General features: G+C 69.4%; 12 protein-coding genes. 1 reads left to right on the forward strand and 11 read right to left on the reverse strand.

Annotation, left to right across the window (positions count from 1 at the left end; translation table 11 throughout):
• The 3 genes from EJP67_RS24385 to EJP67_RS24395 all read right to left on the reverse strand — a co-directional run bounded on the left by EJP67_RS24385 (nt 1) and on the right by EJP67_RS24395 (nt 4,006).
• Nucleotides 1-717, reverse strand: a complete 717-nt coding sequence (locus tag EJP67_RS24385; protein WP_126024302.1) for an MgtC/SapB family protein — start codon at nt 715-717, stop codon at nt 1-3.
• Between the two features lie 93 nt (nt 718-810).
• A complete protein-coding gene (mgtA, locus tag EJP67_RS24390) occupies nt 811-3,576 on the reverse strand; it encodes a magnesium-translocating P-type ATPase (RefSeq protein WP_126024303.1) in 2,766 nt (921 codons plus the stop codon).
• A 226-nt stretch (nt 3,577-3,802) separates the two neighbouring features.
• On the reverse strand, nt 3,803-4,006 hold the full coding sequence (locus tag EJP67_RS24395; protein ID WP_126024304.1) for a hypothetical protein: 204 nt from the start codon (nt 4,004-4,006) through the stop codon (nt 3,803-3,805).
• 252 nt (nt 4,007-4,258) lie between these two features.
• On the opposite strand from EJP67_RS24395, the gene EJP67_RS24400 reads away from it, so the two are divergent.
• Complete coding sequence (locus EJP67_RS24400) at nt 4,259-4,909, forward strand: low molecular weight protein-tyrosine-phosphatase (protein WP_240650769.1); 651 nt, start codon at nt 4,259-4,261, stop codon at nt 4,907-4,909.
• Here the strand turns inward: EJP67_RS24400 and EJP67_RS24405 are convergent.
• From EJP67_RS24405 to EJP67_RS24440, 8 genes are all read right to left on the reverse strand, one after another.
• A complete protein-coding gene (locus EJP67_RS24405) occupies nt 4,875-11,120 on the reverse strand; it encodes an autotransporter outer membrane beta-barrel domain-containing protein (protein ID WP_165909689.1) in 6,246 nt (2,081 codons plus the stop codon). The genes EJP67_RS24400 and EJP67_RS24405 overlap by 35 nt on opposite strands.
• A gap of 158 nt (nt 11,121-11,278) precedes the next feature.
• Nucleotides 11,279-11,713, reverse strand: a complete 435-nt coding sequence (locus EJP67_RS24410; RefSeq protein WP_126024305.1) for an acyl-CoA thioesterase — start codon at nt 11,711-11,713, stop codon at nt 11,279-11,281.
• Entirely contained in the window at nt 11,713-13,014 is a 1,302-nt protein-coding gene (locus EJP67_RS24415) for a TRAP transporter large permease (protein WP_019655093.1), read from the reverse strand. The genes EJP67_RS24410 and EJP67_RS24415 overlap by 1 nt, the downstream gene beginning before the upstream one ends.
• A complete protein-coding gene (locus tag EJP67_RS24420) occupies nt 13,011-13,535 on the reverse strand; it encodes a TRAP transporter small permease (protein ID WP_240650770.1) in 525 nt (174 codons plus the stop codon). Before EJP67_RS24420 ends, EJP67_RS24415 begins: the two co-directional genes overlap by 4 nt.
• 3 nt (nt 13,536-13,538) lie before the next feature.
• Nucleotides 13,539-14,591: a TRAP transporter substrate-binding protein gene (locus EJP67_RS24425; protein ID WP_206169550.1), complete on the reverse strand. Its 1,053-nt coding sequence runs from the start codon at nt 14,589-14,591 to the stop codon at nt 13,539-13,541.
• A gap of 45 nt (nt 14,592-14,636) precedes the next feature.
• Entirely contained in the window at nt 14,637-15,872 is a 1,236-nt protein-coding gene (locus EJP67_RS24430; RefSeq protein WP_126024306.1) for an alpha-hydroxy acid oxidase, read from the reverse strand.
• Nucleotides 15,873-15,878: 6 nt separating this feature from the next.
• On the reverse strand, nt 15,879-16,859 hold the full coding sequence (locus EJP67_RS24435; RefSeq protein ID WP_126024307.1) for a Bug family tripartite tricarboxylate transporter substrate binding protein: 981 nt from the start codon (nt 16,857-16,859) through the stop codon (nt 15,879-15,881).
• A gap of 38 nt (nt 16,860-16,897) precedes the next feature.
• Nucleotides 16,898-18,514 (reverse strand): indolepyruvate oxidoreductase subunit beta family protein, encoded by a 1,617-nt coding sequence (locus EJP67_RS24440; protein ID WP_126024308.1) that lies wholly within the window; start codon nt 18,512-18,514, stop codon nt 16,898-16,900.

Here is an 18,514-nt window from a genome sequence, read left to right on the forward strand (position 1 = left end):
TCACTCTTCGGCGGTGGCATTCCAGAAGGCCTGCTGCACGCCGTCGAGTGCCTCCAGTTCCTCGATGACGCGGTCGAGCTCCTCGGGCTCGACCGCCGTCGCGTAGAGCGTCGCACCGATCTCGGTGTCGGCCGGCCCGAAGGGGTGCTGGTCGACGTCGCGCACCGGGTAGTTCGCGGCCTCCAGCAGCACCAGCAGATGGTCGAGCACGTCGGGCCGCGCCGCGCGCGAGCAGATCACGCGCACCACGTACGTCGCTTCGCTGCTCTCCTCGCTGATCGGCTGGCGGTTGATGCGGTTCACAACCGGCCGCAGCAACGTGTTGCTGGCCAGCACGAACAGCGCCGCAATGAGTGCTTCGCCGAGCAGGTCCGCGCCCGCGCAAGCGCCCACCGCCGCCGACCCCCACAGCGTCGCCGCCGTGTTCAACCCCGTGACGTTGGCGCCTTCCTTCATGATCGCGCCCGCGCCCAGGAAGCCGATGCCCGACACGACATAGGCCACCACGCGCACCGCGCCCCCGCTGCCGTCCAGCCGGTAGGCCATGTCGACGAACACCGCCGCGCCCACGGCCACCAGCGTGTTGGTGCGAAGGCCCGCCGTGCGCTGCCGTATCTGGCGCTCCAGGCCGATCACCGAGCCGAGGATGAACGCAGCGGCCACGCTGATGAAGGTGTCGAGCAGCGAAGCCAGGTTGATGTTGTGGATGGCTTGCATCGATGGATTCCCTCTTGTTGTTGATGTTGGTGCCGCAGTTTGAAGCCGCCCGGTGTCATGAACATGTCATGCAGCCCGGACGACCACGGGAAGTCACTGCCACCCGTACCTGCGCGCATACCACCCCTTCACCGCCTGCGTCAGCAGCGCGTAGCCCAGCAGCATCGCCGCCAGCCACGGGAAGTACGCCAGCGGCAGCGCCTGCAGCTTGAAGTAGTGCGACAGCGGCCCCATCGGCAGCCAGATGCCCACGGCGGCGATGGCGGCGCCCATGATCAGCAACGGCCATGCGGCGCGGCTTTGCAGGAACGGGATCTTGCGGGTGCGGATCAGGTGCACGATCAGCGTCTGCGACAGCAGGCCCTCGACGAACCAGCCTGACTGGAAGAGCGTCTGGTGATCCACCGAGTTGGCGGCGAAGACGAACCACATCACCGTGAAGGTGAGGATGTCGAACACCGAGCTCAGCGGGCCGAAGAACACCATGAAGCGGCCCAGGTCGGCCGGGTTCCAGCGCTGCGGGCTCTTGAGGAACTCGTCGTCGACGTTGTCGAACGGGATCGCGATCTGCGACACGTCGTACAGCAGGTTCTGCACCAGCAGGTGCAGCGGCAGCATCGGCAGGAAGGGCAGGAACGCGCTTGCCACCAGCACCGAGAACACGTTGCCGAAGTTCGAGCTCGCGGTGAGCTTGATGTACTTGAGCATGTTCGCGAAGGTGCGGCGGCCCTGGATGACGCCTTGCTCCAGCACCATCAGGCTCTTCTCGAGCAGGATGATGTCGGCCGACTCCTTGGCCACGTCCACCGCGCTGTCCACCGAGATGCCGATGTCCGCGGCGCGCAGCGCGGGCGCGTCGTTGATGCCGTCGCCCATGAAGCCCACCACGTGCCCGTTGGCATGCAGCGCGTGAACGATGCGTTCCTTGTGCGCGGGCGTGAGCTTGGCGAAGACCTGGTGCGCCTCGACGACCAGCTTCAGGTCGGCATCGACCATCTCCTCGATCTCCGCACCGAGAACGATGCGGCCCACTTCCAGGCCCACGTCGGCGCAGACCTTGCGCGTGACCAGCTCGTTGTCGCCCGTCAGCACCTTCACCGCCACGCCGTGCTCGGCGAGCGCGCGCAGCGCGGGCGCGGTCGATTCCTTCGGCGGATCGAGGAAAGCCACGTAGCCCAGCAGCGTGAGCCCCGATTCGTCAGCCACGCCGTAGGCCGGCTTCTGCTCATCGACTTTCAGCGAGCGGCTGGCCACGGCCACCACGCGAAGGCCCTGGGCATTGAGCTCCGAGGCCACGCTGTGGATGCGCGCGAGCACGTCGGCGTCGAGCGACAGCACTTCCGCGCCGCGTTCGACCGAGGTGCACACCGAGAGGATCTCTTCCAGCGCGCCCTTGCAGATCAGCAGGTGCTCGCTGCCGCCGTTGGCCACCACCACCGACATGCGGCGGCGCGAGAAGTCAAAGGGCACCTCGTCGATCTTGCGGTAGGCGGTCTGCAGGCGGGTTTCGAGCTGCATCTCGGCGTGGCTCAGCACGGCCTTGTCGAGCAGGTTCTTCAGTCCCGTCTGGTGGAAGCTGTTGAGGTAGGCCAGCTGCAGCACGTGGTCGGACCGCTCGCCCCATGCGTTGGTGTGGCGCTCGAGCACGATGCGGTCCTGCGTCAGCGTGCCGGTCTTGTCGGTGCACAGCACGTCCATCGCACCGAAGTTGTGGATGGCTTCGAGCCTTTTGACGATCACCTTCTGGCGCGACATCACCACCGCGCCCTTGGCCAGCGTGGCGGTCACGATCATCGGCAGCATCTCTGGCGTGAGGCCCACCGCGATCGACAGCGCGAACAGCGCCGCCTCCCACCAGTCGCCCTTGGCCACGCCGTTGATCACCAGCACCAGCGGCGCCATCACCAGCATGAAGCGGATCAGCACCCAGCTCACGCGGTTGATGCCGGCCTGGAAGGCGCTGGTGCCGCGGTCGGCGGCCGTCACGCGCTGGGCCAGCGCGCCGAAGAAGGTGCGGTCGCCGGTGTGCACGATCACCGCGGTGGCAGTGCCGCTGATCACGTTGGTGCCCATGAAGAGCAGGTTCTCGCGTTCCAGCACGCCTGCCGCATGGTCGCCACGGTCGACCACGAACTTCTCGACCGGCATCGCCTCGCCCGTCAGCGCCGACTGGCTGATGAAGAGGTCCTTGGCCGTGATCAGCCGGCAATCGGCCGGAATCATGTCGCCGGCCGAAAGCGCGATCACCTCGCCCGGCACGAGGTCGCGCATCGGCACCTCGACGCGCACCGTGCCGGCGTGCGTGGTGTCGAAGCCCTCGTCGCCGGCCGCGCCCGCCTTGTGGCCCGGGGCGGGGCGCAGCACGGTGGAGGTGTTGCTCACCATCGCCTTGAGCCGGTCGGCTGCCTTGTTGGAGCGCGACTCCTGCAGGAAGCGCAGCACCGTCGACAGCACCACCATGCTGCCGATCACCAGCGTGGCCTTCATGTCCTCGGTGACGTAGGAGACCAGCGCCAGCACTGTCAGCAGCAGGTTGAACGGGTTGCGGTAGCACTGCCACAGGTGCTGCCACCAGCGCAGCGGCTGCTCGTGACGCACCTCGTTGCTGCCCAGGCGTTTGCGCAGCACCTGCGCGTGTCCTTCGCTGAGGCCGCGCGGCGAGCTGCCGAGCTTGACCAGCATCTCGCCGGCATCGGTGCGCGAGGCCGCGTTCAGGGCCTTCGCGATGTCGGGCGGCATGCTGATGGAGCCGGTTCCGACGGGCTTCGAACCCAGCAGCGTCTGCCAGCGTTCGAAGTGGTGCAGCATGTGGCGGCTGCGCAGGAAGCTTTCGAAAAAGGACTTGAGGACGTTCTTCATGATGTTCTCCTTCGGAGCGGCCGCCACCGGCGCCCGCGGAAGGAGAACCCCGGCATCGATCAGCCGGCCGGGCTCAACCCTCTGCGAGGCGCGGCAGCGGGCCGCGTCGTTGTTGGAATAGGTCTTGGCGAAGGGGGCGCGCTATGGCGCCAACAAGAGGCGGGGTCCATGGTGTGCTCCTGGGTTGCTTGCGAGTTGTTCGAAAGGAAAAGGCGTGAAGCGCGGATCAGCGGCGGGGCACGCAGATCGGCTGCAGCAGCAGATAGCTGCGGATGCGGCGCGTGGTCCAGAGCGCTGCAGCCTGGTCGAGCTTGGCATCCACGGCAGGCGCTGCTTCCGCCGCCGCAGGGGCGGCGTGCGCAGGCACGTGCGCCGACGGACGAACACGCGGCTGTTCGTGCGGCTGACGACGAAGATGGAAGTGACGCATGACAAGGCTCCTTCGCACAGAAGGGCCTCGCGCACGGACGCACGCAAGCTGACTGAAATAGTCAGTGACGAGAACGACGGGAATCGGGAGGAGGGGAGCCGCTTGCCGGAATGGCAAACGGGTCACGCTGTGTGCAACGACCGGCACGCAGCGCGGGGGAAGCCTGCGCTAGAGGGCCGGATGTGTCACGCCTGCCGAGGCACGCGTCTTGTCACTGATCCAACTGGCACTGTCCACGCACGGGGCTCCGAAATGAAGATTTCCAGATTGTTGCACCGCATCACAGGGTGCGTCAACCCGCGGGACGGTGTTTTACGATGCGATTCGCGGGCTTATTGCCTCCATGTTGCGATTGGCCTGCAGCATTCGACGCGAACCTTTCAATCTGCATTCAATTCGATGAAGACACCGTCAGTCTTGTTCATCTGCACGGGGAATATCTGCCGCTCCCCGACAGCCCACGTTCTCCTGATGCACAAGGCTCGCGCAGCCGGCTTCGATGTCGAAGTCGACAGCGCCGCCATCTCCAATGAAGAGTGCGGCAACCCGCCGGATCCGCGCTCCGTGGCCGAGGCCAGGCGGCGCGGCATCGAGATGCACGCGCACTGCGCGCGGCAGGTTCGCAAGTCCGACTTCGATCGCTTCGAACTGATCATCGGCATGACCGCGCAGCACTGCGCGGCGCTGCGCAGGCTCGCGCCCGCCAGCACGGCCGGCAAGATCCATCTGTTCACCGAATACGCCGACGGCATCGAGGGCGACGTGCCCGATCCGTGGTACGGCGGGCAGAAGGATTTTGTCGAGGTCTTCGACTTGATCGACCTGGGCGTGGATGGCCTGCTCGCGCGACTGCAAGCCGACGCTGGGGCTACCAGCGCACCCGCACGCCCACCGAGGCGTTGAGCGAGCTCTTCATGCGCGTGTCTCCGCCGGTGGCCCACAGCTTGCCCAGCTCGCCGTAGATCGCCGTGCGCTCGCCGAGTGCGAGGGTGAAGCCGCCGGCCAGTTCGGTGCTGGTGCCGCCTGTTTCGCTGGCGATGCCGGTGCTGCCGGCCGGCCCTGTCAGGCGCGCGATGTCGGTGCCGCTCGATGCGCGGTTCACGTTGATGCGCGCGTAGGGCTGCAGCAAGCCGGCACCGGTGGCGATGGAGCCCTTGATGCGCACGCCGGCGCGCGCGATCAGGCCGTCGTGCGTGTCCTGCGTGATCCACGCGCCGGAGATGCTCGCGCCGTCCATGCTCAGGCGCTGGTGGATGAGCTGCAACTGCGGCTCCACGCGCCAGCCGCCTCCGATGTCGAAGGCCTTGCCCACTTCCAACGAAGCCAGGAAGCTGTCGCCCTTGCCCGAGCTGCCCATGCTCGCAAGAGGCCGCGCGGTGTAGCGGTGCTGGCCGCCTTGCAGCACGATGTCGGTGTACCAGCCGGCATCGTTGTGCCAACTGGCGTACACCCCGAGGTAGCGGCTGCGCAGATCGCTGCGGCCCACGCGCAGGCCCTGGATGCCGCTGGCGAAGCCGCGCACGTCGACGTCGCCCTCGAGCTGGCCGACGTAGATGCCGGCACGCCAGTTCGCATCGGCCCACAGGTCGGTGCCGGCCTGGAAGCCGGTGAGGCGGCCCTTGCTCTCGGGGCTCACGGTGCCGCGCTGGCGCACGTCGATGTCGGTGCTCAGCACGCGGCCCCATGCGCGGCGTCCGGCGTCGGCCCTTGTGCCGCCTGCGTCGTTGGCCTGCCGCATCTCGTCGCCGCCGCGCAGGTGCAGGTTGCCGAGCATCGCGACATTGGCCTGGCGCAACTGCTGGGGCAGGGCGGCATAGAGCGGAACTTCGGCGCGATAGGTCGGCAGGCCCGGCCCGCCCGGTGCACCTGGCACGCCTGGGCCGCCCGCGCCCGTGGTCGAGCGCAGGTACCAGTTCTCGCCCGCACCGTTCGCATCGGCGGGATAGAGGCGGTATTCGTAGGCACCGGCATCCACGTGCCCGCCGGCGAGCGTGAAGGCGTCCCTGGTGGTCTGCGCGGTGGTGGTCGCGCCGTTGAGGGCGCTGATCACCTCGATGCCGTTGCCCGTGGTCAGCGCGCCCAGGCCTGCGAGATTGACGATCTGCACGGTGGTGCGGCCGCTGGCCGTTGCGCCGGCGCCGTCGAGCACCAGCCGGTCGGACGGGCCGCTCGCGTTCAGCACCGCGCCCAGCCGCAGTACGCCGTTGTTGCCCACGTAAGGCCCGGTCACGGTGAGGCTGGTGCCGGCCGTCGCGCCCGGCAGCGAAACCGTGCCGCTGTTGTTCAGCGACGCGACGGTCTGGTTGAAGCCCGCGAGGTCGAGCGTCGCGCCCGCGGCCACGCCGTGGGCCGAAGTCGCGCTGAAGGCGTTGGCAGCACCGGCCTGCAGCGTGCCCGCATTCACCTGCGTCGCGCCGCCGTAGCTGTTCGAGCCGGCGAGGGTGAAGGTGCCGGTGCCCTGCTTCACGAGGCTGCCGCTGCCGCTCAGGCTGCCGCCGAACGTGGTGCTGGTGTTGTTGCCGCCGGTGGTGAGCGTCGCGCTGCCCAGCTTCAGTTCGCCGCCCGCGCTGCCCCCGCCCGAGAGCGAGCCGATGGTCTGGTCGAAGCCGTTCAGGTCCAGTGTGGCGCCGGCCTTGTCGGCCAGCGCGATCGTCGCCGCCGGGTTCAGCAGATCGGCCGCGCCGAGCCGCAGCGTGCCGGAGTCGACCACCGTGGCACCCGTGTGGTTGTTGGTGCCGGCCAGGGTCAGCGTGCCCTGGCCCGATTTGACGAGGGTGCCGCTGCCGCCCAGTGTGCCGCTCGCGGTGAAGTCGTGAGCCGCGTCGACGACCTCGATGCCGCCGCCCGCCGCGCCGATGTCGATGTCGCGTGCCGTACCGGCGAAGCCCGTGCCGGTGATCTGCAGGCGCCCGCCGTCGAGCGCGAGCCCGCCGCCGGCCGCGCCGAGGTTGGCATCGGCGGAAACCGACAGCACGCCACCCTGCACGGCCGTGCCGCCTGTGTAGGTGTTGGTGCCGCCCAGCACCAGCGTGCCCGCACCTGTCTTGGCGATGCCCGCGCTGCCGTCGATGGCGCTGTTCACCGTCGCGACGAAGCCCGTAGAGGCCGCGCTGCCGTCGCCCACGCGGATCTCGGCCTTGCCGCCGCCGGTGCCCAGCAGCGTGAGCGCATCGCCGGCCAGCGTATAGCCGCCGCTGGTGAACTGCATGCCCAGCGCCTGCACCGCGCCACCGGTCTTGTCGATGGTCACGGTGCCCGGCGCGCCGCCGAAGATGGCGAAGCCCGGCTGCGGCTGCATGGGCACGGTCACGGTACCGGCCGCGTCGGTCCAAACCGGGCTGGTGGTCGACCACGTGCCCGTGCCGCCGCCGGATTGCACGGGGCTGGCCAGGCCGTCGGCGTTCCAGAAATTCAGCGTCAGGCCGGTGGTGTTGAGCAGGTTGAAGCGCTTGTCGGCGCTGAGGTTCTGCAGCAGCACCGTGCTGCCGCCCGGCAAGCCGCCGAGCGAAAGGCTGCCGGCGCCCGTCAGCGAGCCGCCGTAGTCGACGAGCCGGTACACGCCGGGGCCGAAGCTGCCGGCGTTGGCGACGTTCAGCGTCACCGTGCCGCCGAGCGACAGGTCGCCGCCCACGCTCACGCTGTCGCTCGCGCCCGGCGTGCTGAAGTTGGGGCCAGGCGCGCCGAAATCGAAATCGAGCGTGCTGCCGGCGGCGAGCGAAAGATTGCCGCCCACGGCCAGCACGCCAAAGCTTCCGGCGGTGCCGGCGCCCGGAGCCAGCTTCGCGCCCGTGTTCAGGGTGACGTCGCCGCCGATGCGGCCGGTTCCGCCCAGCGTGGCGCCGGTCAGCACCGTGACCGCGCCGGTGCCCGTGGCGCTGCCGCTCGCATTGGTGGCCAGCAGCGTGCCCGAAGCGACGGTGGTGGTGCCTGCATAGGCGTTCGCGCCGCCAAGGCTCAGGATGCCGGTGCCGCTGTAGCTGAGGCCGGAGCCGCCACCGATCACGCCGCCCAGTGCGATGTTCTTCGCGCCCGTGACGCTCAGCGCGCCATCGAGCGTGACGTCGTTCGCCAGCGCGACGTCGGCGCTCGATGTCAGCGTGGCGGCGCCGCTCACAGTCAGCGTGCCCGTGCCCAGCGAGGTGCCGGTGCCCACGCCGAGCGTGCCGGCCTGCAGCGTCACACCGCCGCCGAAGTTGTTGGCGCCGCCGAGCACCAGCGTGCCGGCGCCGGTCTTGATGAGAGAGCCTCCGCCGCCGATGGGCCCGTTCAGCGTGAGATCGTTGGCGCCGCCCACCGTCAGGCCCGCGCCTGCGCCGAGCGATACGGCGTTGACCAGCGTCAGGGCGCCGGCCGTGCTTTGCAGGCCGGCGTTGCCCGTCACGCCGAGGGTGCCGCTGCCCAGCGAGGTGCTGGTGCCCAGCGAAAGAGTGCCGCCCGCCAGTGAAACGCCGCCCGAGAAGTCGCTCGCGCCGTCCAGCGTGACGCCGCCGGGACCGTTCACCGCGAGCGCGCCGGCGCCGGTGATGGTGCCGCCCAGCGCGAGCGCGTTGGCACCGGTCAGGCTCAGCGTGGTCCCGCTGCCCAGGGTTACGCCGTTGCCGAGCACGACGCCCGGCACGTTCGCCATGAGGCTCGCGTTGCCTGTCACGGCGAGCCCGCCGGTGCCCAGCGCGAGGTTGTTGCCCACGCCGAGCGTGCCGCTGCCCAGCGTGACGCCGCCGCTGAAGCCGGCGTTCGCGGCGTTCAGGCTCAGCTTGCCGGTGCCGTTGAACGACAGCGCACCCGCGCCCGACACCAGCCCGCCCAGCGCGATGTCGTTGCTGCCGCCCACATCCAGGCCCGCGTTGAGCGCCACCGCGTTGCCCAGGTTCACACCCGCGCTGGCATCGAGCGTGGCCGCGCCGTTGACCGTGAGCGCGCCGAGTCCCAGCGAGGTGTTGGTGCCCACGCCCAGTCCGCCGCCCAGCAGGTTCACTCCGCCGGCGAAACCGTTGGCGCCGCCCAAGGTGAGCTTGGCCGGCCCCGACTGCGTCAGTCCGCCGAGGCCGCCGATGGTGCCGTTGAGCGAGAGAGCGCTGCTGCTCGCAACGTTCAGCCCCGCATTCAGGTTGAAGTTGTTGGTCAGGCCCACGGGCGTATTCGCTGCCAGCGAACCGGCGCCACTCACCGTCACCGCGCCCGTGCCCAGCGCGAGGTTGTTGCCCACGGTGAGCTGGCCGCCCCCCAGGTTGAAGCCACCGCTGAAGTCGTTGGCACCGTTGAGCGTGAGCCCTGGCGCGCCGGCCAGGCTCATCCCGCCCGCGCCGCTGATCTTGCCGTTGAGCGTCAGCGCACCGCCGCTTCCGCCGCCGCCCAGGTTCAGCGTGTTGTTGAGCACGATGTCGTTGCTCAACGCGAGGCCGTTCTTGCCGGTCAGCGTGGCGGCGCCATCGACCGTCAATGCGCCGGAGCCGAGCGCGGTTGCGGAGCCGAGGTCTATCGAGCCGGCCTGCAGCACGGTGCCGCCGCTGTAGTTGTTGGCGCCGTTCAGCACCAGGTCGCCACTGGCGAGCGTCAGGCTGCCGCCGCCGTTGATGTTGCCGTTCAAGCTCAGCGTGCCCGCGCCGTTGAGCGTCAGCGCGCCGTTGAGCTGCACCTGATTGGTCAGCGTGCCGGTGAAGGCGGTGTTGAGCGTGGCGGGGCCGCCGACCAGGAACAGGCCCGTGCCGAGCGAACTCGCGTTGCCCAGCGTCAGGCCGCCGCCATTGAGGGCCAGCCCGCCGCTGAAGTCGTTGTTCCCCGACAGCGTGAGCGTGCCGCTGCCGTTCTTGATCAGCCCTCCGGCGCCGGTGACGGTGCCGCCCAGCGTCAGGGAGTTTGCGCCCTGAACGATCAGGCCGCCCGTGAGGCTGATGTTCTGCGTCAGCGTCAGGCCTGCCACCGAGGCCTGCATGGAACCACCGTTCGCCGTGAGCGTTCCGGTGCCGAAGGACAGCGCATCGTCGAAGATCGCGGTGCCGCCGTTGAGCGCGGCCGCGCCGCTCACCACGGGGCCCTCGAGCGTCCAGGTGCCGCTGTTGACGACGAGGTTCTCGAAGTTCAGGTACTGCAGGCTCGAGACCGTGCCCGCGCCGCCGCTGCCGGAGCCAGGCCCCGCCACGGTGTTCTGCAGCACCAGCGTGTCGTTGCCCCCTATGCCCGCGTCGACCGTACCCCCGGCGGCGAAGGTGAGGAAGCTCGGCGGCACCGCGGGCGTCGGAATGGTCACGCCGGGCAGCGGCACCAGCCCGCCGTTGATCGACGAGCCCGTGACCGCCACGAAAGTGTCGTTGCTCAGCGTCGTGCCCAGCGAGACGCTGCCGTTGATCGTGCCAGCGTTGACGAAGGCGTTGCCGCCGCTGTCGGGGCTCTGGAAGGCCACGCGGCCGGTGATCGTTCCGGTGTTGGTGAAGTTGACGTTGCCGCCGCCGTACACGGCGACGGCGATCGAGTTGATCGGATCGAAGAGCCCGAGCGCGCTCATGCCGATCGTGCCGCTGTTGTTGAAAGTCGTGGTCCCGGTGGTGGCGATGACGGCCGCCGCGCCCAGCAGGCCGAAGGTGCCGTCGAAGGTGCCTTCGATCATGCCCTGGTTGTTCACCGTGACGTTGCCGCTGCCGGGCACGACCAGGTTGCCGATCGTGAGGGCCCGCGAGAGCACGAGGGAGCCCGCTGCGTTGGCGTCGATGGCGCCCAGGTTGTTGAGCGTGATGCCGTTGCCGCCCAGCGTCATCGCCGTGCCGCCCGGCAGGGTGCTCATGATGCCGCCCGACTGCACCGTGACGGCAAGACCGTTGGCGTTGCTCAGGAAGCTGTTCGGGTTGGGGGGCAGCAGGATCGGAACGCCGGTGCAGGTGACCACGTCGTTGTCGACAGGCGAGGCGGGCGTGCAGGCCGCGAGCGCCGTGCCGCCATGCAGTGCCAGTGCGGCCAGAGCCGCGAGGGCCCCGAGCGCAGGAGCGGCGCCCCTGCGCGCGGTGCGCCTTCGTCCCCTGACTGCTGTCCCTCCGGAACCGCTGGCGCTCTTCGCCAGTTCGGAAACCACGCGATACCGGCTCTGCCGGCGGTCGAAGATCACACGGTAGACATGGTTCACGGCTCGCCTCCAAGCCTTTGTAATGCGTGTGATTATTTGTGAGGCATGGGCGAGGTGAATATCTGCCGAAAGGACTCAGGACGCGTGATGCGGCAAGAGAAAGAAGAAATATGGCGTAGGTGAAAACCAGCGCCGGGCAGGTGGCGCCGGCTTCGCGGCTATTCGCAGAGCACCCGTATGGAGGGCGGAATCGCCACGGCCCGGATCCCGCCGCCTTCGCGCTTCGCCCCGAAGATGCGCACTTCCTCGCACTCCAGGATCAGCTCGCTCCCGCGCGTCACGCGGTAGGTCTGCACGAAGCTCTTCTCGCGCCACTCGGTGATGCGCACCGCAATCTGCAGCGTGTCGCCGTAGCTCGCGGACTTCACGAAGCGCGTGTGCGTGTCGACCAGCGGCGTGCCGATCACGCCCAGCGTCTCGGTCGTTTCCTCCCAGCGCGGCACGCCGCATTCGGCGAAGAAGTGGCGCGAGGCCGCATCGATCCAGCGGAAGAAGTTCGGAAACCAGACGATGCCGGCGGGGTCGCAGTCGCCGAACTCCACGCGCACGGTGTAGACGACTTCCTTGGTTGCGTTGATGCTTGTATTGCTCATCAGCCCATTCTCGTCGGCAGCCACAGGGCAATGATGGGGAACGCGATCAGGATCACCAGCCGCACGATGTCGGTCACGATGAACGGCAGCACGCCCTTGAAGATGGTGGTGAAGCTCACGTCCTTCACCACGCTCTTGATGACGAACACGTTCATGCCCACCGGCGGGTGGATCAGGCCGAGTTCCACCGTCATCACGATGATCACGCCGAACCAGATCGGGTCGAAGCCCAGGTGCACGATCACCGGGTAGATGATCGGCACCGTGAGGATGATCATCGCCATCGCGTCCATCAGGCAGCCCAGCACCAGGTACATGAGCATGATGAGCGCGAGCACGCCGTAGCGGCCGATGCCCAGGCCGGTAAGAAACTCGGTGAGCTTCTGCGGGCTCTGCGTGATGGTGAGGAAGTAGCCGAACAGCAGCGCGCCGATCAGCACCGTGAACACCGCCGCCGCCGTGCGCGTGGCCGACAGCAGCGCCTCGCGGATCTTCGGCCCGTCGAGCTTGCGCCGTACCAGCCCGAGGATGAAGGCGCCGCTCGCGCCCACGCCGCCCGCCTCGGTCGGCGTGAAGAAGCCGCCGTACAGGCCGCCGATGACGAACACGAACAGCACCAGCGGCGCCCACACGTTCTTCAGGTCCTTGAGGCGTTCCGACCAGGGCTTGACCTCGCCGCCGGGCAGCCAGCCGGGCCGCGTCTTCACGATGACCGCGATGGTCAGCACGTACATCGCCATCGCGAGGATGCCGGGCACGATGCCCGCCATGAAGAGCTTGCCGATGTCCTGCTGCGTGAGGATGGCGTACACCGCAAGCACGGTCGATGGAGGCAGGATCGCGCCCAGCGTGCCGCCCGCGGCGATCACGCCGGTGGAGAAAGACTGCGGGTAGTTGAAGCGGCGCATCTCCGGATAGGCCACCGCCGAGAACGTGGCGGCCGTGGCCACCGACGAGCCGCAGATCGCCGCGAAGCCGCCGCATGCCACCACGGTGGCCACGCCCAGGCCGCCACGCAGGTGGCCGATCATCGAGTTGGCGGCCTTGAAGAGCTCGCGGCTCACGCCCGAGACCGACACCAGCGCTCCCATCAGCATGAACATCGGGATCACGCCGAAGGTGTAGTCGGTCACGGTGCGCATGGAGGTCTGGCCCACCAGCTTGAGCGCGGGGCCCGGCCCGACGAGGTAGCTGTAGCCCACCACGCCCACCAGGCCCATCGCCATGCCGACCGGCACGCGCAACAGCATCAAGACGAAAAGGGCGACGAAGCCCAACACTGCGACTGCATCGGGGCTCATTCGTCGGCCTTCTGTTCTGCGTGGACTTCCTCGAGCTGCTCCGGATGGAAGATCAGCCTGTAGGTGCGGATGGCGATCAGCAACACGGCGCACACGTCGCCGGCCCAGGCCACGGCGTAGAACGGCCAGGTCGGGATGTTGAGGTCGTAGGTCTGCACGTTGTCGACATAGGTGCCGCGCACCTTGTCGAACAGCATGATGGTCTGCACCGCCACCACGAAGAGCAGCACCAGCGTGGCGAACACGTCGATGGCGCGCTTCATGCGCGGGCCCGCCGCCGTCCACACCAGGTCGACCGTGATGTGGCCGCCGCGGTAGCTGGTGGCCGCGATGCCCCAGAAGATCAGGATGCCCAGCAGCATGCGGCCGAAGTCGTAGGCGTCGGGGATCGAGGTGTCGAAGAACTTGCGCAGCACCACGGCCACGAAGATGTTGAGCGCGACGATCCCCACGAAGATGGCGGCGAGCCATTCGATCGTGTTGATCGCGCGGTCCATATAGCTGGCGGACCGTGTAGCCATCGCTCAGAGCGCCGATTTGTACTTGGCGAGGCTGGCCTTCAGCGCGTCCATGACGGCCTTCGGATCTTCACCGGCCTTCTTCACGCTGTCGGCCCACTGCGCCTCGGCGGGTGCCGCCGCCTTGCGCCATGCATCCAGCTGATCGGGCGTGAGCTTGTAGATCTCGTGGCCCGACAGCGCCGCCATCTTGGCGTGCCCCGCAAACTCGAAGTCGGCCCACGGTCCTGCCACCTTCTGCGCCCATTCGCTGGTGCAGTGGTCGTCGATCACCTTCTTCTGCGCGGCGGACATGGCGTCGTACTTGCCCTTGTTCATTACCCACACGAAGGGCGTGACGTAAAGCGGCACGTCCATGTGGTACTTCACCACCTTGTCGATGCCGAAGAGGCCGATGGAGCCCCACGGGAAGGTGATGGCGTCGGCCACGCCGCGCTCGAGCATGTCGCGCGACTCGGGGGCCGAGGCCTGCACGTTGGTGCCGCCTAGCGAGGTGATGAGCTGGCCCACGGTGCTGGTGGCCGGGCGCACCTTCATGCCCTTGACGTCGCCGGGCACGGTGATCTTCTTGCGCGAGTGGAAGGTGCCGGGGTCGTGCACGAAGGCGAAGCAGTACTTCACGTCCTTCATTTCCTTGGCCGCGTAGTTGCGGTACCAGGCGTCGATGGCGGCGGAGCCTTCCTTGCCGTTGGCGAACAGGAAGGGCAGCGACGCGCCCGCCATCACCGGGAAGCGGCCCGGCTGGTAGCCCGGGTTCACGTACGAGAAGTCGGCGATGCCGTCGCGCGCCATGTCGTAGTGGTCGAATGCCTTGCCCAGCTGCTCCGAGGGGAAGAGGATCGCGGTGATGGTGCCGCCCGATTCCTTCTTGATGTCGTCGGCCCACGCCTGCAGCGCGGGGTTGAGCGGGTGCTGCGCGGGTACCCAGCTCGACAGCTTGAGCTGCACCGGCTTGTCCTGCGCCTGCACGGCCGGGGCGATCAGCGCGAGGGCTGCGGTGGCCGCCGCGAGGCTCGTGGCCAGGCGACGGGACGGACGGGATTGGCGATTGGCTTTCATGGTCTCCTTCGTTGTGTTGTGTGTCTCTACGAGTGAATCCGCAATCTAGGCAGCCGCGTGCGCGGGGTAAATGGAGGCTTTCCCGTGCGCCTGCACGGGTGCGGGCCCAGCCTGTTCGGCGTGCGAACGCGGCGCATGTATTTCGACGTGCCGGCGCCCGAGTTCGCCCACGCGCGAGGCACCGAGCAGGGTCATCGTGCGTTCGGTTTCCTGCGCGAGCAGCTGCAGCACCGAGAGCGCGCCCTGTTCGCCGCCGCAGGCCAGGCCGTAGACCGGCGCGCGGCCCACGAGCGCCGCGCTGGCGCCGAGCGCGAGCGCCTTGACGATGTCGCTGCCGCGCCGCATGCCGCTGTCCACCAGCACCGGAATGCGGCCGCCGACCGCATCGAGCATGGCCGGCAGCGCGGCGATGGTGGCCGGCGCGGCATCGAGCTGGCGGCCTCCGTGGTTGGAGACCACGATGCCGTCCGCCCCATGCCGCAGTGCGCGGCGCGCGTCCTCGGCGCCCAGCAGGCCCTTGACCAGCAGCGGCCCGTCCCAGAGCCTGCGCAGCCAGCCCAGGCTGTCCCAGGTCAGCGTGCGGTCCATGGCGCGCGAGAGCAGCGCGGCCTGCGTCTGCGCGGAGACCGGTGCGCCGTCTTCATCATCGGGAAGCAGGTTCGCGAACTGCGGCATGCCGCCGCCGGCCAGCCGCAGCAGCCACGCGGGATGCCGCGCCATGTCGAGCAGCGTGCCGGGCGTGAGCCGCATGGGCACACGGAAGCCGTGGCGCAGGTCGCGCTCGCGCAGGCCGCTCACGGGAACATCTACCGTGAGCACCAGCGCCTCGAAGCCTGCATTGCGCGCGCGGCGCACGATGCGCTCGGCGATGGCGCGCTCGCCCATCACGTACAGCTGCATCCAAAGCGCGGCATCGGGCGCGGCGTTGCGCACGTCCTCGATGCGCGTGTTGGAGGCGGTGGAAAGAACGAAGGGCACGCCGGCGGCCTGCGCTGCAGCGGCCAGCTGCGCATCGGCGCGCGGGCGCACCAGGCCGGCCAGCCCGATGGGCGCGATGCCGAAGGGCGCGCGCCAGCGGCGGCCGAAGAGTTCGATGCCGATGTCCACCTTGCTGGTGTCGCGCAGGCATTCGGGAATCAGCGGCAGCGCTTCGAGCGCGTCGCGGTTGCGCTGCATGCAGCGCTCGTCTTCCGCACCGCCGTCGATGTAGTCGAACACCAGCCGCGGCAGCGCGCTGCGGGCGCGGCGCCGGTAGTCTTGCACGTTGAGCAGTTGGGCCATCCTTGCTCAGTCCGCCGCGATCCGGCGCTCGCGGATCAGCGCGCCGAAGCGCTGGAAGTCCGTCGCCGCGCGCTGCTGGAACGCAGCCGGCGAGCCGGGCTGCGGCTCGCCGCCGATCGACGCGATGCGCTCCTGCACGGCCGGCAGCGCGAGCGTGCGGTTGATCTGCGCGTTGAGTTGCGCCACCACTTCGGGCGGCGTTCCGGCCGGAGCGTAGAAGCCGAACACGGTGTCGGCGTCGAAGCCGCGCAGCCCGGCCTCGTCGAGCGTGGGCACGTCGGGAAAGAGCGGCGAGCGCTTCGGGCTGCCGACGGCCAGCAGCCGCAGCTTGCCCGCGCGCACCTGCGTGAGCGCGATGCCGGGGTCGAAGGCGTAGTCGATCTGGCCGGCCAGCAGGTCCTGCAGCGCGGGCGCGGCGCCGCGGTAGGGCACATGCAGCGCGAACAGGTTGGCCTGCGTCTTGAACATCTCGCCCGCGAGGTGCGGCGAGCTGCCGTTGCCCGGCGAGCCGTACGACAGCTTGCCCGGGTTGGCCTTCACGTACGAGATGAACTCCTTCACGTTCGCCGGCGGCAGCGAGGGCCGCGTGACCAGGAACACCAGCACGCGCGCGGCGGCCGCCACCGGCACCAGGTCCTTCGCGGGGTCGAAGCTCATGCGCGAGTACAGGTGCGGGTTCACCGACACCATGCCGCCAGAGCTCATCAGCAGCGTGTAGCCGTCGGCCGGCGCGCGGGCCACGGCCTCTCCGCCGAGGTTGCCGTTGGCGCCGGCGCGGTTCTCGATCACCACCGGCTGCTTCAGCGACTCCTGCAGCGGCTGCGAGATGGCGCGCGCGATCTGGTCGGCGGCGCCGCCTGCGGGGAAGTTGACGATCACCTTGATCGGCTTGGCGGGCCATGTTGTGTTGGCATGCGCCGGGGCGAGCATGGCAGCGGCGGCCAGTGCCAGCAGGCATCGTCGCCAGGGAAGGGCGGGGCGGGTCATCGGTCTTGTCTCCTTTTCTTGTATTTCGCAGCGTCCGGTCAGGCCTTGACCGACGGGGGGCGCTTCATCCAGCGGATCGGCTGTGCCTGCACCGGACGTGGCGCGGCGCCGTGCGCGGCCAGCGTGGCGTCGAGCGCCTTGCCGCCCTCGTCGGCCAGTGCCGCTTCGCGCGCCGCCGCGATGGCCGTGGCACGGGCCGAGGCGGGCAGGGTGCTGCGGCCGGCGAGTTCGTCGATCACGTGCAGCAGGTTGTGCTTGCCGCGCTCGTTGGTGCTGCCGTAGCCCTTGATGAGCCGTCCGCACAGCGCCAGCTCGTGGCCCAGCGCCCAGGTCTCGCGCGTGCCTGCTTCCACGGCCTTGAGCCAGCGTTCGATGAGTGCCTGCTCCTGCGCGAAGCGGCTGCCCAGGCGGCGCAGCCAGCGCAGCGAGGCCAGCAGCCGCAGCGAGGCCATGCCCAGCACCGAGTGGCTGCCCACCTTCAGCGGCAGCGCCCAGGGCGCAAGGCCGCGAGACTGGCGGCCCCGGTCCCAGGCCGTGACGCGGCGCGAGAGCGAGGGCGGCAGCAGCGCCGCGAACTCGGCCGCGCCGGGCTTGAAGTGGTCGTAGACCTTCACGATGTCTTCCTCGCCGGCGCGCACCTCGCGCCGCACGCGCTGCGCGCGGCTGGCGCGGCCCTTGAGCGCGGCCACCCGCACGATGTCGTCGAAGGCCATCCACAGTGCGAGCCAGCGCGCGGCCTCGCGGGTGATGGCGAAGCCCCGCGCGCCGGCCGGATCGGCGGCGCGTTCGGCATCGAGCAGGCGGCCCAGCCGCTCGGCGTAGAGCGATGCGTAGGCGGCGTCCTGGTAATCGAGCACGCGGGCATGGCCCAGCGCGAGCATGTCGTGCACGGCCGGCGGAAAGCGCCGTGCCAGGTCGGAGGGCAGGGCCGCGGCGGGCGGCGGCGCGTCGTTGGTGTCGCCGGCCATCACGCTGCTGACGAAGGCGGCCTGCGCGCGCGGCGCGTTCACCGCATCGAAGGCCGAGGCGAAGCCGCGCAGGCTGGCGGCGGCCATCCTGCCGAGCTTTTCGGGCGCGCTGGTGTCGCCGCCGCGAACGACGTGCTCGTAGGCCTCGCGCGGGAACGGGAACAGCCCGCTGCCCGCGATGGCGCCGAGCATCACCGCGCTGACCACCGTGCCGCTGTCGCGCGCGATGGCGTTCATGTCGAACACATGGTGCTCGCGGCTGAAGGCCTTCACCACGTCGAGCAGCCGCTGCGCGTCGGCGCGGCCGTCGCCGGGCACCATGCGCTCGGCGGTGGTGAGGATGCGCGCCGACGAGCTGATGACCAGCGTGCGCTGCGGCGCGCTCATGCCGTTGCCGATCTGGCGCGCGGTTTCCAGCAGCTCCGAGGAGACGATGGCATCCAGCGCGCCCGGCACGGGGCTCAGGCTGAACACCGGGCGGCGCCCGCCGAGCTGCGCGAGCGGCACGGGGAACACTTCGATGTAGTAGGTGGTGGCGCCGGTGCGCTGCGCCACGCCGGGAATGGACGTGCTCTGCGCCGCGTAGCCGGCATGGCGCGCGGTGTCGACCAGCCATTCGGTGAGCACGCCGCCGCCTTCGCCGCCGAGGGCGCAGACGAGCAATGTGATGGGGCGGTTCTGTTCCAT

It is taken from the genome of Variovorax guangxiensis (assembly GCF_003952165.1).
GTDB lineage: Bacteria > Pseudomonadota > Gammaproteobacteria > Burkholderiales > Burkholderiaceae_C > Variovorax > Variovorax guangxiensis.